Below are 22,603 nucleotides of genomic sequence, written 5' to 3' on the forward strand. Positions count from 1 at the left end.
GGCTTTTCTCTACGATTTGGTACAATATAGGAGATAAAGGAGAAATTATGAAAAGCGATCATCTGAAAGAAAGTAAAAACATTGAAGACCGTCGCGGGCAAAGTGGCGGAAGCTACTCATCTGGCCGCTCTGGTGGGAATTTAGGGGGTGGTATTTTACAAATCCTCCTCTCACCTGGAAGCTTCAAGAGCAAACTAATCTTGATCCTGGTCCTCATCTTTTTGAGTGGCGGGGCTGGATTGAGCGGGCTCTTTGACCAGGGCCAAACCACGCAGAACTATAACTCAGGCCAAGTCACTCGCCAAAGCAATACCCAGGTGAGTGATGGAGATAGCAAATTCGTCAGTCAAGTCCTTGGAACGACTGAGGATTTCTGGGGGCAAACCTTCCAAAATGAAGGGCGGACCTATCACAAACCAACCTTGGTTTTCTATACAGGTCAAACTCGAACTGGCTGTGGTGTAGGCCAAGCATCTGCCGGTCCCTTCTACTGTCCGACAGACCAAAAGATCTATTTGGATATCAGCTTCTACAAAGAGCTAACCACCAAATACAAGGCTAGCGGAGATTTTGCCATGGCTTATGTCATCGCTCACGAAGTCGGCCACCACATCCAAAACGAATTGGGGACTCTTCAGAGTTATCAGAAAGCCATCCGAGGAAAAAGTGAGACAGAAAAAAATGCCTTAAATGTCCGTTTAGAACTTCAAGCTGACTATTATGCGGGTATGTGGGCTCGTTACATTGAAGAGCAAGGCCTCATGGAGACGGGAGATATCGAAGAAGCGCTCAATGCTGCCCACGCCGTGGGAGATGACACCCTTCAAGAACAAGCCTATGGCTACTCCGTTCCTGATAGCTTCACCCACGGGACTTCTGAACAACGTATGCGCTGGTTCAAACGTGGTTACCAATACGGTGACTTTGAACACGGAGATACCTTCAGCGTCTCTGATAAAGACTTGTAACAAACCTAAAACCAAAAGCCTTTCAGATTATCTGAAGGCTTTTTTAGCACCCTATCGATAGCTAGCTAAGCAAGGAAAATGATTTAAAAAATCCTTTCCATTCAAAATCTTCTCAGAAACTTTCCTTAGGTGAGTACGGACGTCAGCGAACTTCGAAGAAGTTCCATGACTTAACTAAGATACAAAGGGCATTCACGGATTAAGTCAAAATAGGAAGTTCGACGCAGAATCTTTCGATTCTAGGAGTACTTATCTTTTTGACACAATCCGTAGCCCGTGTTCAATTAGTTTTGAATCCCCTCGCTCTTTAATTTCCGGGCTCAGGCTAAAACAGTTTCCCAAACTGTTTTACTCTCAAAACTCCCGAGTGAGAGTGGGACAGAAATCGGTCATTCGTAAGAATTCGATTTCGTCGTCCCACCTCCTCACAGCTTCAACAGTCTGGGAGACTGTTGAAGGTTGCAGATAAAGGAAACATAGTTTCCGTCAACATAGGGCATCTTTGAAGCTTAAAAAGCGAACAAAGACTTAGGATACTTGCTTCGCAAGTTCTATCCGCCACCTCAAAGCAGTGCTTTGAGCACTCAACCACTGCGTCTTGCTCGACAATCCAAAGACAATTGAGAGGCTGGGACTTTTGTCCCAGCCTCTTTTAAGCGTCTATTTTTAGAATCCAAACCAACCTTTGAAAGTATCCCAGGCATTTTGCGCTTTTCCAGGAATATCTGCTTCATCGATTGCTTTTTTGGCATCGTCTACGATACCTGCAGCGCGTTCTTTGACCGTATCAAAGAAGCCCTTGTCCTCTTCTGGACTTTCCGTTTCTGTTTCTTGACCGACAGGAGCAATTCCATTTTCCTGGTAAGAATTTTCCTCATTATCAAAGCCGGTTCCTTCTGTATAAGGCAGGACGCTATTGGCGACATTTCGGAAAATCACTGATGCGGTCTCTGCACTGGTTCCTGTCAAATAGTGGGTTTCATCCGTCTTAGGGAATCCTAGCCACTGACTAATGACCACGTCTGGCGTGTAGCCAATGACCCACTGGTCTCCGGAAAGATCAGGGTTGAAGTCCGTTTCAGTCGTTCCTGTTTTACCAGCCATGGTATAGCCATATGGTGCTGCGTTGACACCCGTCCCGTTGGTAAAGGTTCCCAACATCATATTGGTCATCTTCTTATTGGCTGAGCTGCTGAGCACTCGTTTCGATTTCTGACTGTGACTTTTCACGACCTGACCGCTAGCATTTTCAATCTTCGTAATGAGATGAGCATCATTCATCACTCCGTCGTTGGCAAAGGTTCCATAGGCCTGAGCCATCTGAAGCGGATTGGTCGTCACACCAGATCCGAGGGCTACTCCGAGGGACCTGTCCACCTTGTCCATATCGAGACCAAATTTTTTCCCGTAATCAAAGACAGTATTGAGCCCCAACTCATTGGCTGTCGCTACAGCTGGAAGGTTGAGAGATTCTGCCAAGGCTTGGTACATTGGAACGGTCGGGCTACCTTGAATGCCACCGTAGTTATCGACTGTATAACTGCCGTAGACCCTGGTCGTATTGTCCAATTCTTTGTTGGTCGACCAGCCGTTGGCAACAGCTGGACTATAAACGACGAGAGGCTTAATGGTAGAACCAGGACTTCTCGCAGATTGAGTCGCATAGTTATAGCTTCTGAAGCCAGCATCTTGGTCACTGGCCACGCGTCCGACAATCGCCCGCACTCCTCCAGTCTTAGGATCCAGAGCTACGCTACCAGATTCTGCCCGCGTGCCATCTTCAGCAACTGGGAAGAGATCTACATTGTCGTAGATAACCTGCATGCTGGCTTGGTAATTCTGGTCCATCTCTGTGTAGATCCGGTAACCATTCTTGATGATATCTTCTTCTGTTAGACCATATTCGTTGACAGCCTCGTTGATAACCGCATCGAAATAGGACGGGTAGCGATAATCTTCTGACTTGCCTTCATAGGCATCCACCAGCTGTCCATGAATGTCGACTGCAGCGGATTGATCTGCTGTGGCTTGGTCAATATAACCAGCCGCAACCATATTTTGTAGGACCGTATTGCGACGATTGGTGGCGTTCTCGACGGAATAAAGGGGATTATAAATTTCTGGCCCCTTGAGCATACCGGCAAGGACAGCCGACTGATCCAAAGTCAACTCACTAGCGGAGACCCCAAAATATTTCTTAGAAGCGTCTTCAATCCCCCAAACCCCATTTCCAAAATAGGCATTGTTGAGGTACATGGTCAGGATTTCTTGCTTACTATATTTTTTGTTAATCTCGAGGGCCAGGAAGAACTCCTTGGCCTTCCGCTCAACCGTCTGATCCTGAGAAAGATAGGCATTTTTGGCCAACTGCTGGGTGATCGTCGATCCCCCACCTGAGCGACCGGCAGTCAAAATCGCCAGGAAGAAACGACCGTAGTTAATCCCACTATTTTTGTAGAAACTTCGGTCTTCCGTCGCAACAACCGCATTTTGTAAGTTTTCGCTAATCGCATCTAACTCAACATAGGTCCCTTTTTGCCCCGTTAGGCTACCTGCTTGATTCCCATCTTTATCATAGATGATCGTGGTCGCCTTGAGGGCGTTTTGCAGATCCGCTACATTGGTCGTCTTGGCTATGTAGAAAAGGTAACCTCCGACGACGAGACTAAAGGTCAGGCCAATCAATAAGAAGATCTTGGTCAAGTGATACTTGCGCCAAAAGCGTCTGATCGGATGTTGGGAGTGTGATTTTCTCCGTGAATTCTCCGACCGGCTATAGGTTGGAGCTTGCTCCTCCCCGTCCGTTGATAACTCAACCTCTTCCGCAATCTTCCTTGGTTTTTTCTCTCGTTGGAAATGACGAATCATTCCCTCCATTAATTCTTTTAATTTATTCATAGTCCCTATTTTATCACCTTCCTAACGTCTAGACAAGAAAGACCTTCGCAGAAACGGATGCTTTTAGTTTTCTTTAAGGTTGCCATCAAGTCCTCTCTAGAGCGGGTTTTAGCAACTTGTTTCTCCTCTCCTTTTCCTCCTTCTCATCTTTTCTTTCCCTTTGCTTTCTGATACAATAACACTATGCAGTATACTATAACGATACCAAGCGCCTTGCCCGCTATGACGGTCAAAGAGGCCCTTGAAGATTATTTTCTCATCCCACGAAAGATTCGTCATTTTTTGCGAACCAAAAAACATGTCCAAGTCAATGGGGAGACCGTCCACTGGCAATCAATGCTTGAAGCTGGTGACCAACTCACCCTCACCTTTGATCCGGAAGATTATGAAGAAAAGGATCTCTTGACAGGGGATGCTAGCCTGGTCGAAACCCTCTATGAAGATGAGCACCTCATCATCGTAAACAAGCCGGAAGGCATGAAAACACACGCCAATCAACCAGATGAAATCGCCCTTCTTAATCATGTCTCCACTTATGTTGGGAAGACCTGTTATGTCGTTCATCGCTTGGACAAGGAAACCAGTGGAGCTCTTGTCTTTGCCAAGAATCCCTTTGTCTTACCCGTCCTGAATCGGCTGCTAGAAGATAAGAAAATTCAACGAGACTATTGGGCTCTAATCTTAGGTACCTTACCCAAAAAGCAACTGGTTTATAAGGACAAATTAGGCCGTGATCGCCATGATCGACGCAAGCGTATTGTCGATCCTCGAAAGGGCCTCTATGCGGAAACCCATGTGACTAGCTTAAAGACTTTCAAGCGCACCAGCTTAGTCAACTGTCAGCTCCAGACAGGTCGCACCCACCAGATCCGAGTCCACCTCTCTCATCATGGCCATCCGATCGTGGGTGACCCTCTCTATAACCCAGAAAGAGCGCCTCGTCTCATGCTCCATGCCCACCGCTTGCGGCTTACCCATCCCTTTACCTTAGAGAAAATTCAAGTTGAGGCCCCTTCTCCAAGTTTTGAGAAAGGCTTAAAAGAGAGTGGGACAGAAATCGGTCATTCGTTAGAATTCGATTTCGTCGTCCCACCTCCGCACAGTTGAGTAGGGCTGTAAAAGCTGATGAAATCAGCGTAGTAGAGCCCACTCAACCACTGCGTCTTGCTCGACAATCCAAAGACAGTTAAGAGGCTAGGACTTTTGTCCCAGCCTCTTTTATTTCTGCATCGTTCCTATTCCGTCGTTTCTTCACTTGCGACTGGACTGGCTTCTGTTTTTTCTGACTCTGGTGATGGGGTCTGAACAGGATCTGAAGCCTCTTCCTTATTTTGGCTAGGATCGCTTGTGGTAGGACTTTGAGGGGCTGGAGTTGCTTTGTCTGCTTCCGCCACTGCTGTCGATGGAGCCGCTAGCAAATCCTCTCGAAGAGCTTGGATCGCTTGTAGCAAGGCTTTCTTGTCACTCTTTGGATCAGCTAGTTGATCAAAGAGAGCTTCTAAGCGTTCAAACTGGGCATCACTGGCTCCTTTTTCGGCCAATTGTTGGTGGAGAGCGATCAACTGGTTATAAATCTCTTGATAGAGGGCCACGTCTCCAAGTTGAGGTTCCTCTGTTTTCTTTTGCTTTTGTTGTTCAATCGTTTCACCAACTTCACGCAAAAGAGTTTTTCCTGCAGTCAAGGCCTTGTCAGCATCGGGCTCTTGGCGTACCTGTTCTAAACGTTCTTCAAAAGCAGGACGCTTGCTTTCTTCTACTTGTGGCAAAAGAGAGTTGATTTGTTCCAAAAGGGTTGTCAAGATACTAGAGCGTTGACGGGACTCTGTCTTTTCATCCAAGTCACCATAGACCCCTTTGAGGAAGTCGTAAACAGCTAGGTTATAGGACGGAGCATCTCCTCCCTTTTGATCCAGAACTGTTTTTTCGATTGGATAGGTTGGAGCATTATCCTGGGACAGTAGCTGGTCAATCGCTTGCTTAGCTTGGTAGAGTTCCATGAAATGGGCTTTTGAGTCCCAAGCTTCTTCAAAGGCCTGAGCTCGGTAAAGCTTCAAAGCAAGGTCTGATGCTGTCGCACGCAATTCAGGTGTCAAACGCGCATCGCTTAAACTTTGGTAGAAATACTTGAGGTAATCCACCGAAGTCACACCAGTCCGATCTTGCATCTCCTGAATAGCTTGCAACAATCTTCCTTGCTGATCCAAGCCTTGGCTATCTTTAGCTGTATAGGCTTCCTGCAATTGAGAAACAAGGCTTTCTTTCTTGAGTTGGAAGGCTTCGGTATCAAGCAAGCGAACCTGTTCCAACAATTCCTGATAGCGACGATCCAAGGCTGTTTCTTCTTTCGGCTTCACTTCCTGGGTCGCATGGATATATTCTTTATCAACTTGGTCAAGACTCGCCAAGTATCCTGCTGTCGAATTGCTTGGGAAGTTTTTAACTGTTTCTAAGAATTGACCCAAGTTCAACTCAATCCGTCGTTGTTGCAGAGGGTCTGATGCGTACAAAGTCCGACTTTCTGCTAGGAGTTGGTTGACCTTGTCCTCTACAGCTTTCTGGTCCAAGTCACCTTTCTGGTAAGTTGCTTGGATGGTCGGTAGACGGTGAGCCAAGTAGTCCGCCAATCCTGCTGAGCGTACCTTGATGTAGTGGTTATGGTCTCCATGCGGAATGACAAACTGGCCGTTCTCGATTTGCATCGTATATGGCGAAATACCGGAGCGAAGTGCTGTTGCATAAAGCTCGTTGATAAAGTCTAGCTCGGGATTTCCTGTTTCAAGCGGAATCCGAACATGTTCCTTCCGTACTGCATAAGGGTGGATATGGGTTGGATCGTATTCTTGGTCTGGATTGTTAAATACAAAGAAACCATTGGAAATCTTGATAGCTTCCCGAGGGACGCCGTAAGTCTGGCTAATGTACTGAATTTTTTCTTCATCCGAAGCATCTCGCGAATAGGTCGCTACATCATCTGTCAGTGGTTGACCCTTGTCTTCTTCCTTCTTACCAGCTAACACTGCCTCTGCCGCTGCGATCTCTTGAGGAGAGAGATCCTTTTTGTAGAAGTAATGCGCATGGTCTCCGTGAGCGACCATATAGCCCTCGTCATCCTTGCTGATGACATGATCTGCATGGAAACCATGATCGTGCTCATGGGCCTGTTCATTTTCATGATGATGATCATGATCGGCTTCATGGTCTTCATGATCATGCTTGTGATGAGGATTCTGATCGACTGGTTTTGTCTCTGGACTTGAAGGTTGAGTTGGACTCTCTTCTTTTGTGATACTTCCACCTTGTGTACGGGATAGTTGGAACTGTCGTGCCAACTCCCGCTCTAGAGGCGAAAGGCGACTATAAGGAATGAAATGGAAATGATCCCCGTGAGGATACACTACCCCTTGATCTGTCCATTTGGTAATCTTACTTGGATCAAAGACCGAACCATCCGACTCAACATGGCGCGATGAAAGCGGAGTATTTTTCAATTCTTCCAAAAGGCTCGGCAAGGTTTTCCCTTTATTCGTCACTGTTGGATGAGGCACAGATGCTGTAATCGTTGGAGTGACCGCGTCTGCGATTGGCTGATTCGGATTAACCGATGAAGCTAGCTGGCTAGAAGCTGGAGCAATGGGATTTACTTCATTTTTTCTTCCTCCATTTAGAACCGCTAAGGCTGCATATAATTCTCCAGCTGATAAGGCACTTTTCGGAATATAGTGGTAGTGTCCACCATGCGGAACAATAAAACCATCTCCTGTATCAGAAATCACATCCCCAGGATGGAAGACATAGCCGTCATCTGTCCGATAACCACCTTGGCCAGGCTTGACTCCTGCTGTCAGACTAGCCACCGTTTTCCCTTCTCGTAGAGCCTGACTCGGCTGGCTGAAGTCACGAGTTTGTCCAGCTTTTGGGACGCTATCTTTCGAACCTGAGACCAGCTCTCCTTTTTTCTGTTGGGCTATTTCCTCCACCGAACGGACATTTAGCGTATGTTGCGGATTGGTTAGGTAGAGGTAGTAGGTCCCATCCTTCTTGATAATATAGCCATCTCGCACCTGTGTGACAATATCCGATTGTTGCAGTTGGTAACTAGGATCACGTAAAATCAGCTCCTCACTAAAAATCGCATCATAAGGGACTTTGCCATTGTAGTAATGGAAATGATCTCCATGGGAAGTCACAAAGCCCTCATCCGTAATTTTGACCACAATCTGCTCTGCCTGGATCTTTTCCTTCGAGTTGACGGTTTCAATGCTTTCTTCCTGCTTGTTTGAGCTACTAGCTGACTTTTTCTTGTCTCCTTGTAAATACTGCACCTGATTCTGATTCTTTTTTTCTTCCTTGACTGGTGCTTGCTGACTTAAGGCATAGGCGCATAAACCCAAGCCTAAGGTTGCTACTAATCCAATTGTTGCTTTTTTCTTCATTTCTTTTTTACTCACTCCTGTAATTCTTTCGCTAGACTAGCCATATTTTCTTCTAAGTTCTCTAAGAGATCTTTATTATTTTCCGGATCCGCTTCGAGAGGATCTAACACCTTCACTTTTGCCCCTGTCGCCTTGGCAATGCTATCGGCCACCTTGGATGAGGTATGCTTCTCAACAAAGATCGTCTGAACTTGATAATCCTTGACAAATTGTTGAATCTCAGCCAATTGACGGGCTGTTGGTTCCTGCTCAGGCGAGATCCCTGCGATTCCTAATTGTTTCAGGCCAAAGCGCTTGGCTAGATAAGAGAAGGCTGTATGCTGGGTCACGAAGGTCTTTTGTGTCGCTTTTTCAAAGAGTGGCTGGTATTTGGCCACCAAAGCCTCACAGCGTTTTTCAAGTTTTTGAGCATTGGCCTCATAATAACTTCTGTTCTCTGGATCAATGTCTCCCAACTCTTGGGCGATGATCTTTCCTTCTTCAGCAATTTTCAGTGGATCCATCCAAGTATGAGGGTCATACAAGTTTTTTGCATCCTTGCCTGCCGTATCCTCAATATCCTCTAATCCAGCAACCTTATCCAATTCCATTCCTTTGCTGGCTTCGATAACCCGCAATTTCGAGTCTTGCAAGCTAGGATCTAGACGTCCAGCCCAAGATTCGAGTGTTTGAGAATGGTAGATAAAGACATCCGCGTCATAGATCTGGGCTGTCTCCTTGGCCGAAGGTTCGTAATCATGAATCCCAGCGCCTGACTGAACCATCCAGACCTCGTTTCGATCGCCTGAAATCTCCTTAACTAGGGAATAGACAGGATAAAAACTCGTCACAATTTTGAGCCCCTTTTTCGTTGAATCAGCTCCCGAACTTCTCTGGCTTCCACAAGCCACCAACAACAAGAGGCAGATGAATCCTATTCCTAAGGCCCTTAGTTTCCTCCCAAACATGTATAATCCCTTTCTTTTTCTTAATCGGTTTATTAAGCGGTTAATTAACTAGTTAATAATAACGCTAATTTTTTAGTTTGTCAAGAATTTTTTGTATTTTTGACCACACAGAAAAAAGAGGCCCCCTAAGGGGCCTCTTCTATTCTCGCGATTGATTAAACAATTGTTAATCAAGAAATGCGCTTATTTTTTCTTCTTTTTAAGGAGATAAGCTGCACTGCTTGCTACCACAAAGGCTAATACCAAGCTAATCAAGGAGATGGTTGTACCAGTGCTTGGCAAGAAACCAATCTTCTTACCTGGTTTCTTAGGCTCTGGTGTAACTGGTTTTGTTGGTTCATGTTTATTGGTCAGAACAACATTACCTTGACCGTCATCTGTTTTCGTCACTTGGTAACCTGTTGGAACATCGACTTCTTCCACCGTATAGGTGACAGCTTTGCCCTTGACATGTTTGTCTAAGTTCGCAAAGGTATGAGTCCACTTGTTCTCAGCTGACAACTCAATGACTTCACCAGACTTCTTACCATCCGCATACAGTTGCACTTTCACACTCTTCGGACGAAGGCCGTCTTTATCCTCTTGGTCATCCCACTGTTTAGTTACAGAGAGGCTCGTCTTACCTGGAGTGTGCGTATTGGTAATGGTATAGCTTTCTTGGTCAATACTTGGTGAATAATTCTCAACTCGTTCTTCTTGAAGAGTGTAGACAATTTTCTTACCATCCTTAAATTCAGGAAGTCCAGTAAAGGTTTCTCTCCAATCTGTCTCGCTTGTGATATCTTTGTGGGCCACCTTTTCACCGTTGGCATAAAGATTCACAGTAATCTTAGCCGGACGAAGGCCATCTTGGTTGTCATTGTCAGCCCAGATCTTCATGACTGGAATATCCACCGTACTTGGGGTATGTGTATTGGTCAAGACAATATCACCCTTCTCCTGTCTCTCTTCTGTTACGGTGTAGCCTTTAGGAACTACTACTTCCTTAACAGAATAGTGAATGATCTCTCCATTTGCTTTTTCTGGAAGTTTAGTAAAGGTATGAGTCCACTTATTGTCAGTAGACAAGACAACTTTCTCGCCCACCTCTTGATCACCTGCATACAATTGAACTTGAATTTCTTTTGGACGAAGGCCATCTTGGTTATTAGCATCTTCCCATTTCTTGGTTACCTTAACCTGAGTGACAGTCGGCTCATGCTTATTGGTCAAGATAGGATGTGCTGGATCCTTGTCATCAATTGAAAGGGTGTAGCCTTCTGGGACATTCTCTTCTTTCACAGTGTAGTGAATGGCCTTACCGGCTGCTTTTTCATTAAGATTTTCAAAAGATCCTTGCCACTGGTTAGCTTCTGATAATTCCAGGGTCTGGTCTGTAGCAACTCCATCTTTATAAAGTTTGACCGTAATCGTTGCTGGACGAAGGCCATCTTGGTTATTGGCATCTTCCCATTTCTTGGTTACTTGAACTTTCGTCTTAGAAGGAGTGTGCGTATTGCTAATCACTACCTGACCTGGATTGGTCGCTTCTACAGTCTGAGTATACCCTTTCGGTACTTCAATCTCTTTCACTGTATACTGAACAGCTTGACCAGCTTTTTTCTCATCCAAGTCAGAGAAGGTATAGGTCCAGTCGTTATCTGCAGAAAGTTCTACCTCTTTACCTGATTTTTGGTCATTAGCATAGAGTTGGACCTTGATGCTCTTCGGACGAAGGCCATCTTGGTTTTCTGCATCAACCCACTTCTTGGTCACTGTTACACTTGTCTTGCCTGGTTTGTAGCTGTTGGTAATCGTCGAACCTTCGATAACTGTTGAGTAGTTAGCAACTGTATCTTCTGTTACCGTATAGACTAGTTTCTGACCATTCTTGTAGACTGGTAAATCTGTGAAGCTATGGCTCCATGTATCTCCCTCACCAGATAGAGTGGCTGTTTGCACTTCCTCTCCGTTTGCTAGGAGATGCACCGTGATGGTTGACGGACGGAGACCGTCTTGATTTTGAGCATCATCCCAAACTTTTTTCACGGTTACTTCTGTCGTTTCAGGAGTACGCTTGTTGGTAATCGTTGCTTTCCCATCAACAAACTGTGCTTCTTGACTATCAGTTGTATAATGAGTCGGTACTTTGACTTCTTTAACGGTATAGGTAATCGCCTTGCCGTCTTTATCTTTGTCTGGAAGAGCACTGAAGGTTACTTTCCAGTCATTTCCTGCTGAAAGGGCTACTGGCTTCCCTTCTGCTTTTCCATTCTTGTACAATTGGAATTCAATGGATTCTGGGCGAAGACCTTCTACATTGTCTTGGTCATCCCAAACTTTAGAAGCTTCCAAATCGATATAATGGATATCTTTCTCATTTGCAATCACTTTTGGTGATGCTTTTGAACCAGTCGCTTCGCCATCAATCGTCACATGGTAGAGCTGTTGATCCGCATCATAGGTCACAAGGACTGCATGTTCTGTCTCATCCAACTTGTAGTTGTCTGGAGCTTTAGTCTCTTTAAGTGTGTAAGTTCCTTCTGTTAGGGTAGTAAAGGCAAGATCGCCATCCTTATCAGAAACTTGAGTCGCAAGGACAGCACCAGTAGCATCTGACAAGGTGAACTCTGCACCGGCCAAGCCTTTGCTCGTATCGTCTTTATCAACCTTCTTCACATGGAAGCTAGCCGCAAAGATTTGAGCCGTTACGGTGTTGGATTCACGGTTTCCTTCATGGCCTTTGGCTCTATAACCGAATTGGTTATGGGCTTGTACAACACCTGAACGGCCACCATTGTCCTTGTTATCTTCTGTACGTTCTAGCATCAATTGCTTGACTTGGTCTGTCAATTCACTTGGATTAACAACAGGTACAGCAATATCTACTTGGCTTCGAGCACCAATCGTGGTTCCTTCATTGGCAACGACCTTAATTCCTGTTACTTTACTATAATCTGTGACATCTGCTGTCCAAATATCTCTATCTGCCGCTTGTGCCATGGTACTAGCTGTAACTGTGGTGTCCGTTGTGTAGTATGCTGTCCACCCTTCCGGTGCAGTGATAGGACCGCGAAGACTAACTGTGTATTCTGTCTTACGGGCTGAAGCATCTAGTGTGTTGACATCCCCAACTTTAGGGAGGACGTCATAAATCACCGTATTTTCAACTGGCCTGTCTGTGTTGTTCTTAATGGTCAACTTGTAATTAAAGGTTTCCCCTGGTTTGAAGATACGAGTTACTGTTGAGGCATCCGACAAGTCATCGTTTTTAGCAATGAACTTACGAGAATAAACACCTTCAGCTGCGACAATGGTATAGTTGGATTCCGCGTGAGGGATTTTGTCCGTTGTTGAACCGTTGTTATTTAAATCATAGCTATCAACTGCGACTCTATTCGGATTAGCAGTTTCTAAATCCCAGAGGCCTTCTCCTGCCAGATAGATATGGTTGGTAAAGGTACCGCCATCGGCCTTCCCTTTTAGTTTAGTATAGATGAATGGCAAATTAGCCTTGCCACCAGTCTCTAGCGAGCGTTTGATAAATTCCTTTTGATCCAGATGGATAATCAAGGCAGAACGGCCAGAATTGTGGTAGTTTTCAATGACCTCATAGGATTTGTACCAAGGGGCATAAAAACGAGTGTTGTTCTTATCAAAATATTGATCTAGGTAATTAAAGTCAATATCCAGCGTATTTGGATCAAAGAGATCAATAACCCGCAAGTCTTTGTAGTCCTTACCTGGATCCAAGCGAACATCATCAGCAGATAGGGCAAAACGAATGGTCTTTCCATCTGTAAATTGGACATTGTTGTAATCTGTATTCTTGGTCAGATTAACATTTTCTGTCAATGGAAGAAGCTTGAACTGCCATTTAGCAGATTGGTCTCTGTCTGCCCCTGACTGGGTTTTATAGGTGATCCGCCCCGTATTTTCATAGGCATTCTTGGACTCATCATTCTGATCGATATGGGTCTTTTCTGGATCCTTGAAAGCTGTATAGGTAGAAATATAAATCCCTTGACCAGATGGAAGCTCGAAGTCATCTTTCATTTCCAGTTTCCATCCGACAACCGTTCCATATTTGGTCAAATCAATGTTTCCAAATCCATCCTTGTCTGCCTCTGGTTGGATTTCTTTAGTCGAACCATCTTCCATGGTTAGGATGATGCGTTTCACGTATTGATTGATCAGAGGTCCATTTCCATAGATCCCAATCAACATACGACCATATTCAATTTTGGTAAACTTCAAGCGCGAGTCTACTTGCTCATCATAAAAGACAACATTCTTTTGAGCAAATGGTGTGGTATTATTGTATTTCAAGAGCCACTTGTAGTTAGCCGCCTTGTAGTCTGTCGAATCGTAGACATTTCCATCTGCTTGCTTAGCAAAGGCTCCTTTACCTTCCAAGTCACGTGAAGTGAGTCGGAAGATGAGAGAATCTTCAGCCGTTACATCCGGCTCTCCATCACCACGTTCCGCAGGAATCCCCACGACAGACGCCGTATTGGTCAAATCTTTCACTAAGACATCTTCTAAGGTTTGGTCTTTTTCCATGACCAAATCAGGGAATTTCAAGTACAAGAAACTCTTGTCTTGAATTTTTTGCATCAAATCTGAATGATAGTTTTGAGGATTGGCATTGGCATCGGCAACAAAAGTTTTTGAAACCGTACCATCTCCATTATCGACCCAACCTTCTGATTTTTCTGTATCTAGAACCGCTGTACGAGTTTTTCCATCTTTGTCCGTATAGGTTGGCAGCTTATCTGTGATTGTTGCAGATTCCAACTGACGATAGCTACCATTGTACTGTCCACGCATCCCATCTAACAAGAAGGCAAACGGAACTGAAGTAGCTTTTTCAATGTACTTTTTGCCATCTGCTCCAGTTACAATCCCTGGAGATGCTTCCGCATAGTCTCTGGACATCGTCGCATCATAGTTCTGATTGACAAACTTGGTCAAGGTATAATCCTTGTATTGAGGTTTCCAAGTGATACTATTTATAGCAGTCTCAGCACCATTGATATTGAGTGTCCCTGTAATATCCATCGAGTAGTTAGTTGGAGGGAATCCTAACTTAAACTTGGCAATGAATGGCAGGGTCAAGACTTCAGATTTTTGGTAGTTGGTAAAATGTAGGCTGACATGGTAATCATCCCCTACCTTGGTCACAGATGGTGCATCATGTTGTGAACTACTATTGAACTCGGGAACATTCACCTCATCCAAGTATTTCCCTGGAAGCACTAAATTCACCACTACATCATCGAGATCTGTTGTCAGATTTTTAGGTGTCATCTGAATGTAGCCAGACATGGTGTCAGACGTGGTATAGGCCATGCCGCCTGGATGCTCTTGCTTATCTCCATACAAGAGGCTAACATCTAAGGCACCATTATCTCCGACCGCTAGCTCTTGCGCCAAGGCTGTTATAGCCCCTTGACCCAATTGACCCAGCATCATCAAAATAGTGAAGAGGGCAAACCCTTTTTTCAAAAAGGTTGTCCATAAGGACGGTCTCTTTTTCATTCTTTCATCTCCTTTTATCATTTTGAACCCAAAAAGTTCCTCATTACATTTTTATCATATATAAGTCAATTAAGCCAACGATTTTATAAAAAATGTCTCTAAATGAACAAATGGGCAGTCTAATGTTTTTGTTTTTTTAAAGTTTTCTTGATTTTTGCATCAACCAGCTAATTTAGGTTAAGTTCTCCTAAAATATGATTGCAAGCTGTTTTTTTGGATCTATTTTATGCCTTCATCACTTGTTTCCATAGCTTTTTTATACCCCTCTATAATGCCTCTAAAGAGCTTGCATGGATATCTTTAGGATATTTCTGAGCTTTTTGACTCAAGTTCCCTGTCTAATGACTTCTCCCGTCATCAAAGGGATGCAAAAAACCAGCCCTCTTTCGGAGCTGGTTGTCTTTCTATTATAGAAAAGTCCTTAAGCAAAAATGCTGAAAAGCTTGTATCTTATTTATAACGTGGTGTCGCAAATCCGCGGATATTGCCGTGTCCGATACGGTATACATTGCGTTTGACAGTACCAACAACACCGGAATTTCCTTCGATTGTATGAATCAGTCCATTTTCGACGCGTTCTACAATCCCAATATGATCCGCAAATCCATTATTCTGTTGAGAGTCTTGGTCCCAGTTAAAGGTAATAATATCACCTGCTTTTGGTGTAGAAGCTCCATCCTCATTCCAAATACCTAAACGTTTAAAAATTTGGATATGGCGCTCTACGCCACACTCCCGACCAATCAAATGACTAAGGCCTTCGCGTTGGAAAACTGTTGTGACAAACACATCACACCAATCATCAGAATTTTTCACAGCGTATCCAACTGGTAGGGGATTTATGCTATTGTAATCCTTGACCAATTGATGATGGGCTGCACTTCCACTTCGAACACCTACTAAATTTGCAGCTGCTCGAAGAACCCGATCTCGTTGTCCATTCGTAACACGAGGAGTGTATGCTGCTTGATCAACTGTCTCACGAGGTGAAAGAGCCGTTTGACCCAAGTCAAAACCTTCAACGCCACCATCCACATAGTCCACATAGACGTGAGTGGTGTAGTTCCCTTTCTGGTATTGGTGATTCGCTGCAGAGACTTGCACTTCTGTATGCGTACCAGAAGGTGCTGTAGTATACCAGTAGAGATTTTCTTGATGAGCTTGAGACCAAGCAGCAACACGGATATTCTTGATCCGACGTCCCTGAGGTGCTTGGTCCACTGTTACCGTAAAGGTTCCCGCACCAGAATTAACATTCTTGATCCCTGTTTGGGTATTGGTCGTCAGATTTCTAAATTTCACTTCTGTGGTTGTTGTTCCAGCCCCTACACGCGAGCCATCATTTTGGATGTAATAAAGATGAACATGGTATTTGCCAGTGGAGTTCTTGTGATCGCTAGCCTTGACAGAAACCTTGTATTCTCCGTTTGCTTGACGAGTCGCTTCGTACCAACGGATATCATCTTGACCGTCCTTATCAGACCAGGTCGGAACTTGAATGGTCCGTACGCCTTTAGGGCTGTAGACATCTTTAATAATGACGTCAAAAGTTCCCGTATCCTTGTTGTTGTTTTGGATTGTGATCGTACCAGTCGGACTTGTTTTCCCTTCATACTGGACGAAGGTTTTCTTCACAAAGGTATTCTGACCTTTATGGTCTACATAAAAGAGCTGAGCTTCATACTGACCATTCGCATTTTCATGATCACTGGCCTTGGCTGTAACCGTATAAGAGCCATCCGCTTGACGGCTTGGACGATACCAAACAATGTCCTTCATCCCATTCGCTTGTGACCAGAAAGGAATCTTCACTTCCTTGTAGCCCTCAAAGCCCTTGAGGTTCTTAGCTGTGATCGTAAAGGTACCTTCTACCTCATTTTTTGAGATAGTGATATCTGCACTTGGCTTCGCACGATCGACAAAGGCCTTCTTCACAAAGGTATTGCGACCTTGTTGGTCTACATAAAAGAGCTGAGCTTCGTACTTCCCACTGGCATTTTCATGATTACTGACATTAGCTGTAACTGTATAAGAACCATCTGCTTGACGACTTGGGCTATACCAGACGATGTCCTTCATTCCATTGGCATGCGACCAGAAAGGAATCTTCACTTCCTTGTAACCCTCAAAGCCTTTGAGGTTCTTGGCTGTGATCGTAAAGTTCCCATTAGAATCCGGATTAGAGATTGATAAGTCAGCACTTGGCTTTGCACGATCGACAAAGGCCTTCTTCACAAAGGTGTTGCGACCTTGATAGTCCACATAGAAGACCTGTGCTTCGTACTTCCCGCTGGCATTTTCATGATCATTGACATTAGCTGTAACCGTATAAGAACCATCTGTTTGACGACTTGGGCTATACCAAACGATATCCTTCATTCCATTGGCATGCGACCAGAAAGGAATTTTCACTTCCTTGTAGCCCTCAAGGCCTTTGAGGTTCTTGGCTGTGATGGTGAAGGTACCTTCTGAATCTGATTTTTCAATATTCAAATCTGCAGAAACTGGAGATTCCTGTTGAGGGACACTCTCATTTCGTGTTTCTACCACTCGTGCGCGTGCGCCGTATGGGGCGCGACTAGCTACCACAGTAGGTGCTGGTTGCTCTAATGAACCCTTCTCGTCAGTGACCTGCTCAGAAGACTGATTGTCACTAACAGTCTGTGTGACAGGTGCTATCGCTGTTGCAACGGTATTTTCTGTCTGAACACCTTTCTTAACTCCCACTCCTTCGTTCACAGTATTCTGTGCTTCTGATGAAGTTGTTGTATTTGCAACGACAGCTGATGTATTTTCTGGTGTTTGATCGGACGCATGTTGCTCATCAGCTTTGACTTGTTGTGTCGAAAAAGCTAACAAAACGGCTGTCCCAGCATAAAAAATAAGATCTTTCTTTTTCATGTATCTTCCCTTACAATTTTTTACGGATTGTATCCACATAGTAGTATTATAGCACAAACCACCGGATCATGGAACCTCTATAAAAAGTATAAGTTGAAGTAGAAAAATAAAGTCTTGGTTGATTCAGTAAGTCCCTATACTTTAAAATTAAAAACGAGTATCTCCGTCTATGAGAATACTCGTTTTTTAAAAATAAGATGGATTATACCTGATTGCCATTGAATAAAATTTACTTACTTTTTTAGAAATAGCTAAGCAAAAACACTGAAAAATGGCGATCCTAATTTTGCATCAATTGGATCTGTACTTTTTACCGAGAAGATGTAATCAATAGAATGCCAACCGTTATTAGCAGGGTTGAATGGATCTCTTACATAAGTTTTCCCATTATCGTAGCCCTGCAAGACAATTTCATGCGTATAAGGAGCATTGATAAAGATGCTTTCCTCAACTGCAGCAAGAACGTGTTTTCCTGATACTAAGGTAGCTGCAATTGCATCTTTCCCTGTAAGCATTTGGCTCGTCAATCCCCAATGCTTAGTAGCAGCCACTAGTCCATCTGCATCAGTTCCAGCTACAGCAATTTTATTAAAGGAATTGGTATTGTAATACAGATAATCCGCTACTGTCGTGGGTAGCACTTCTCTTCCGAGAATATCCGTAAATGCCATAGCTAAGGAAGTTGGAACACAGCCCGATTGGTCCATGTTGCTGACGCCGTACCATTTCCCTCCCCAACGAGGATCGCGTTGAGAATAATAGTTTGTTTGTGGATTCACCTTTTGATTCCGTGGGGATAAGGCTGTTTGACCGAGGTTAAAACCTTCAACGCCACCATCTTTGTAGTCTACATAGACGTGAGTGGTATAGTTGCCCGCTTCATTACCGTGATTATTGGCAGAGACAGTGATCTCTGTATGCATACCTGTCGGTGTTGCGGAATACCAGTAAAGATTTTCTTGGTGCGCTTTAGACCAAGCTGCGACACGAATATTCTTAATCTGACGTCCCTGAGGTGCTTGGTCCACCGTTACCGTAAAGGTTCCAGCACCAGAATTGACATTCTTAATAGCAGCTTGCGTCTTGGTCTGGGCATTTCGGAATTCAACATCTGTAGTTGTGGTACCAACGCCTACACGAGAACCATCATTTTGAATGTAATAGAGGTGAATATGGTACTTACCAGTAGAGTTCTTGTGGTCACTCGCTTTTACAGATACCTTGTAGTCTCCGTTTGCTTGACGAGTAGCTTCATACCAGCGGATGTCGTCTTGGCCGTCCTTATCAGACCAAGTAGGAACTTGCACAGTCCGCACCCCTTTAGGGCTGTAGACATCCTTGATGATGACATCAAAGGTACCTGTATCCTTGTTGTTGTTTTGGATCAAGAGAGTGCCGGTTGGACGAGATTGATTCTTGTAATCAATAAAGGCTTTCTTGACAAACTTGTTTTGGCCTTTGGCATCCACATAGAAGACCTGCGCTTCGTACTTGCCATCAGCGTTTTCGTGGTCACTAGCTTTGGCTGTTACAGTATATGAACCGTCTGCTTGACGAGTTGGAGTGTACCAGATGATATCTTTCATCCCATTGGCATGAGACCAGAATGGAATCTTCACTTCCTTGTAGCCGTCGAAGCCTTGAAGGTTCTTAGCTGTGATAGTGAAGGTGCCATCTTTTTCTGATTTCGTAATGATCAGATCGGCAGATGGTTTAGAAGCTGTATAATTAATAAAGGCCTTTTTCACAAACTTGTTTTGGCCCTTGGCGTCCACATAGAAGACTTGCGCTTCGTACTTGCCATCAGCGTTTTCGTGGTCACTGGCTTTAGTTGTTACAGTATATGAACCGTCTGCTTGACGAGTTGGAGTGTACCAGATGATATCTTTCATCCCATTGGCATGAGACCAGAATGGAATCTTCACTTCTTTATAACCATCGAAACCTTGAAGGTTCTTAGCTGTAATGGTGAAGGTGCCATCTTTTTCTGATTTTGTAATAGTCAGATCAGCTGCGACAGCATTGGCCAGTTTTGTCGCCGTATAATCGATAAAGGCCTTTTTCACAAATTTGTTTTGACCTTGGGCGTCTACATAGAAGACCTGCGCTTCGTATTTGCCATCAGCGTTTTCGTGGTCACTAGCTTTGGCTGTTACAGTATATGAACCGTCTGCTTGGCGAGTCGGAGTGTACCAGATGATGTCTTTCATCCCATTGGCATGAGACCAGAATGGAATCTTCACTTCCTTGTAGCCATCGAAACCTTGAAGATTTTTAGCAGTAATGGTGAAGGTGCCGTCTTTTTCTGATTTTGCAATAGTCAGATCCGCTGAAACCGGAGTCTGATTTTTCTTTCCAATGGCTACTGTCGTCGTTGTTCCGCCCACACCCGTCATTTGTTCATTATTCTGAACATAGTAAAGATGGACATTGTAAAGACCGGTTGAGTTTTTATGGTCCGCTGCTTTTACATTGACGGTATAGGTCCCATTGGCTTGACGGTTGGCTGTATACCAAACAAGGTCATCTTGACCACCTGTTTCTGACCAGATTGGGACAGAAACGGTTCGAACTCCATTTGGCGCCTTAACATTTGAGATGACAACGTCAAAGCGTCCCGTCATAGTATCGTTATTGACAATATCAATCTTCCCACTTAAGCTGCCTTCTGTTGGATCCGCTGCAGGTTTTGCGTTCGCTGTGAAGCGACCGGTATAGTCCACACTGTGGTCAAATAGGTGTTTTCCTGGAAGCAATTCCGCTTGAGAAGTGAACTGCCACGCGCCAGCTTTCCCATTGTAACGCAAGCTTTTCGCATCGTTTACAGACAGTTTTGGAGAAGGATATTGCGCAACCCAGAAATTCTGAAGCCCAAATTGAGCGGTGTTGACAGGACCTTTCTTGCGAAGGTTGTTTTCATCCAACCAGCTAGCACTGGTGTAGAACATCAAGTTGGTGTAGCCATTTTTACGCATTTCGTCAGCCCAAGCTTGGGTGTTGCGGTTAATATTTGGCTGCATCTTGGCATCCTCAAAGTCATTGACCATGAGGGTGTTCTTTGGAAGACTAAAGCGTTGCGCCGCTGCGATATAGAACCGTGCTTCTGCACGCGCTGCTTCTTCAGAAGTATAGCGAGAGAAGTGGTAGGTCGATACTTGCAAACCAGCTGCTTGCGCATTGCGAATTTGGTTCTCCGCATTCGGGTTCTTGTACCAAGTATCTTCTGTCAATTTGACAACGACACCGCCCACGCCTTTATTAGCTAGGGTACGATAGTCACCAATACTAATGTCTCCGTTATGGCTACTCACATCAACGAATGATTTTGGCTGAACCGCTACATCTGTTGAGCGACCAGCTGGAGCGTGAGCGCCTGTGTTAAAGAAGGTCGTGCTTCCTGTGTCAGACGGAAGAGGAGTTTCTTCTTTCTCAGTAGTCGATGCTTCTGTAGCTTTCTCTACAGATGTGGTTCCACTTTCTGAAGCCGCGACCTTGCTCGCAGGTGCCACAGCTGGTTCTGTCACAGTTGCTGGTGCTGCATAGTTGCTTGCGACAGGTGCTACCGACTTTTCAGCAACGGCTACTTCTGGGGCTGTTTCAGCTTGGACTTGGTTGCCTTCAGAAGTAGATTCTTTTGAAACCACCTCATCTGCGCTCACTCCTTGAGCAGATACAGCCATCAAGACTGCCGCTCCGGCATAAAAAATAAGATCTTTCTTTTTCATATAAACTTCCCTTTATACAAATTTTATACGTTAATCATTTTACCACACGGTTTTAACGATGAAAAGTTTCATAAGGCAAATTTTTAAAATTAGTGATATTTTTTTGAAAAACTAAAAAAAGAAGTCTGTCTGACTTCTTTTGATCTTATGATAAATGCTTTAAGGCTGTCTTTAAGTAGTGACCATCTCGGATTTCTTGGCCAACACGCTTGGCATTGTCTACCAAATCTTGGTAATCGGCATCTGAAAGATTGTCGATGGTCTCCTTCAAGTCATGAAGCGACTCTACTGCAATCCCACAGCCCTTCTCAAGCACAAAGTGAGACAAGGCTGACTGTTTCCACACCACCAGCGGGAAGCCCGATGCTAGATAAAGCGACGCCTTGTGAGAGTTGTTGTAGCGAAGGTATTCGCCAAAAACACCACTACAGGTTTCCGCACTATCCCCATCCCAGACAAGACCAAAGCCACCTTCAAGAGCTGCAGGAAGCTCATCAGGCAGGAAGGAGCCAAAATAGGTCTCGTTAGCAAGTGCTCTGCTCTCGTCAAAGCCGACACCATAGAGATTGTAGGCCGGTCTAGCAGGCAATTGATAAAGGTAGCCTGCTTTTTCTTGGGCTAAATTCCCTGCTACAATGATTGGTTGATCCTTTGATAGACCATCTTTCTCTTGGTAATTCGGAATGAGGTAGTCAAAAATTTCTAAACTAACTAGTTTGTGCTCTGGGATCCCCTTCTCCACCAATACTGATTTCATAATCGGATTATGAGCAATCACTCCATCAGCTATCTTCAACAAACTTGATTCTTGAAGATGAACCCGAATCTTATGCTTCAAAGGTACTGTATCCAAATTCGCATAGCGTAAAGCTTCCAAATCATGGATAATAAAGTAGACTTTCACCCCTCTCCGCTGGATTTTTCTTACCAAGCGAGTGGTGAAAAAACTATGATGAAGCATAGGAAATTGAATCAATAATTGATCCCCTGATTTCAACTGAGAAAAAGCTTGAGCTAGAGCTTTCGCCTTGTGTTGTTGGGCTTTAAGGGTTCCCATTTGGTACCAATCATCAACTGTTAACAACAAAGGTTGATAACCTTCACGTTTGACGATCTCCTCGACATCATTTCTAGCCTTATTTCCGGCGTTTCGAGCACCAGAATCTTTTAAAAACTCTTCTTTTAGAAAATACTTCATGAATCACTGTTTC

9 protein-coding genes are annotated in these 22,603 nt (G+C 44.3%); 2 read left to right on the forward strand and 7 right to left on the reverse strand.

Translation table 11 applies throughout. The annotated features are described in order from the left end of the window. The first annotated feature begins 47 nt into the window (after nt 1-47). Nucleotides 48-968: a neutral zinc metallopeptidase gene (locus tag DW738_RS07280; RefSeq protein ID WP_023024655.1), complete on the forward strand. Its 921-nt coding sequence runs from the start codon at nt 48-50 to the stop codon at nt 966-968. A 666-nt stretch (nt 969-1,634) separates the two neighbouring features. Here the strand turns inward: DW738_RS07280 and pbp2a are convergent. Further along, complete coding sequence (gene pbp2a / locus DW738_RS07290; RefSeq protein ID WP_023024657.1) at nt 1,635-3,866, reverse strand: penicillin-binding protein PBP2A; 2,232 nt, start codon at nt 3,864-3,866, stop codon at nt 1,635-1,637. Nucleotides 3,867-4,049: 183 nt separating this feature from the next. Here pbp2a and DW738_RS07295 point away from each other — a divergent pair, with 183 nt between their 5' ends. Beyond that, complete coding sequence (locus tag DW738_RS07295) at nt 4,050-4,973, forward strand: RluA family pseudouridine synthase (protein WP_227877757.1); 924 nt, start codon at nt 4,050-4,052, stop codon at nt 4,971-4,973. A 128-nt stretch (nt 4,974-5,101) separates the two neighbouring features. On the opposite strand, the gene DW738_RS07300 is transcribed toward DW738_RS07295, so the two are convergent. The 6 genes from DW738_RS07300 to DW738_RS07325 form a co-directional block, all read right to left on the reverse strand. Next, a complete protein-coding gene (locus DW738_RS07300) occupies nt 5,102-8,299 on the reverse strand; it encodes a pneumococcal-type histidine triad protein (protein WP_123160764.1) in 3,198 nt (1,065 codons plus the stop codon). An 11-nt stretch (nt 8,300-8,310) separates the two neighbouring features. Further along, on the reverse strand, nt 8,311-9,246 hold the full coding sequence (locus tag DW738_RS07305) for a zinc ABC transporter substrate-binding protein (RefSeq protein ID WP_023027363.1): 936 nt from the start codon (nt 9,244-9,246) through the stop codon (nt 8,311-8,313). Between the two features lie 183 nt (nt 9,247-9,429). After that, a complete protein-coding gene (locus tag DW738_RS07310) occupies nt 9,430-14,766 on the reverse strand; it encodes a Cna B-type domain-containing protein (protein WP_123160695.1) in 5,337 nt (1,778 codons plus the stop codon). 450 nt (nt 14,767-15,216) lie between these two features. Next, nucleotides 15,217-17,667, reverse strand: a complete 2,451-nt coding sequence (locus DW738_RS07315) for a GBS Bsp-like repeat-containing protein (protein ID WP_123160696.1) — start codon at nt 17,665-17,667, stop codon at nt 15,217-15,219. A 251-nt stretch (nt 17,668-17,918) separates the two neighbouring features. Further along, a complete protein-coding gene (locus DW738_RS07320; RefSeq protein ID WP_123160697.1) occupies nt 17,919-21,392 on the reverse strand; it encodes a GBS Bsp-like repeat-containing protein in 3,474 nt (1,157 codons plus the stop codon). A gap of 145 nt (nt 21,393-21,537) precedes the next feature. After that, a complete protein-coding gene (locus tag DW738_RS07325) occupies nt 21,538-22,590 on the reverse strand; it encodes a sugar transferase (protein WP_123160698.1) in 1,053 nt (350 codons plus the stop codon). Nucleotides 22,591-22,603: the final 13 nt, after the last annotated feature.

The sequence above is a fragment of the Streptococcus sp. AM28-20 genome (assembly GCF_003603595.1).
Taxonomy (GTDB): Bacteria; Bacillota; Bacilli; order Lactobacillales; family Streptococcaceae; genus Streptococcus; species Streptococcus ilei.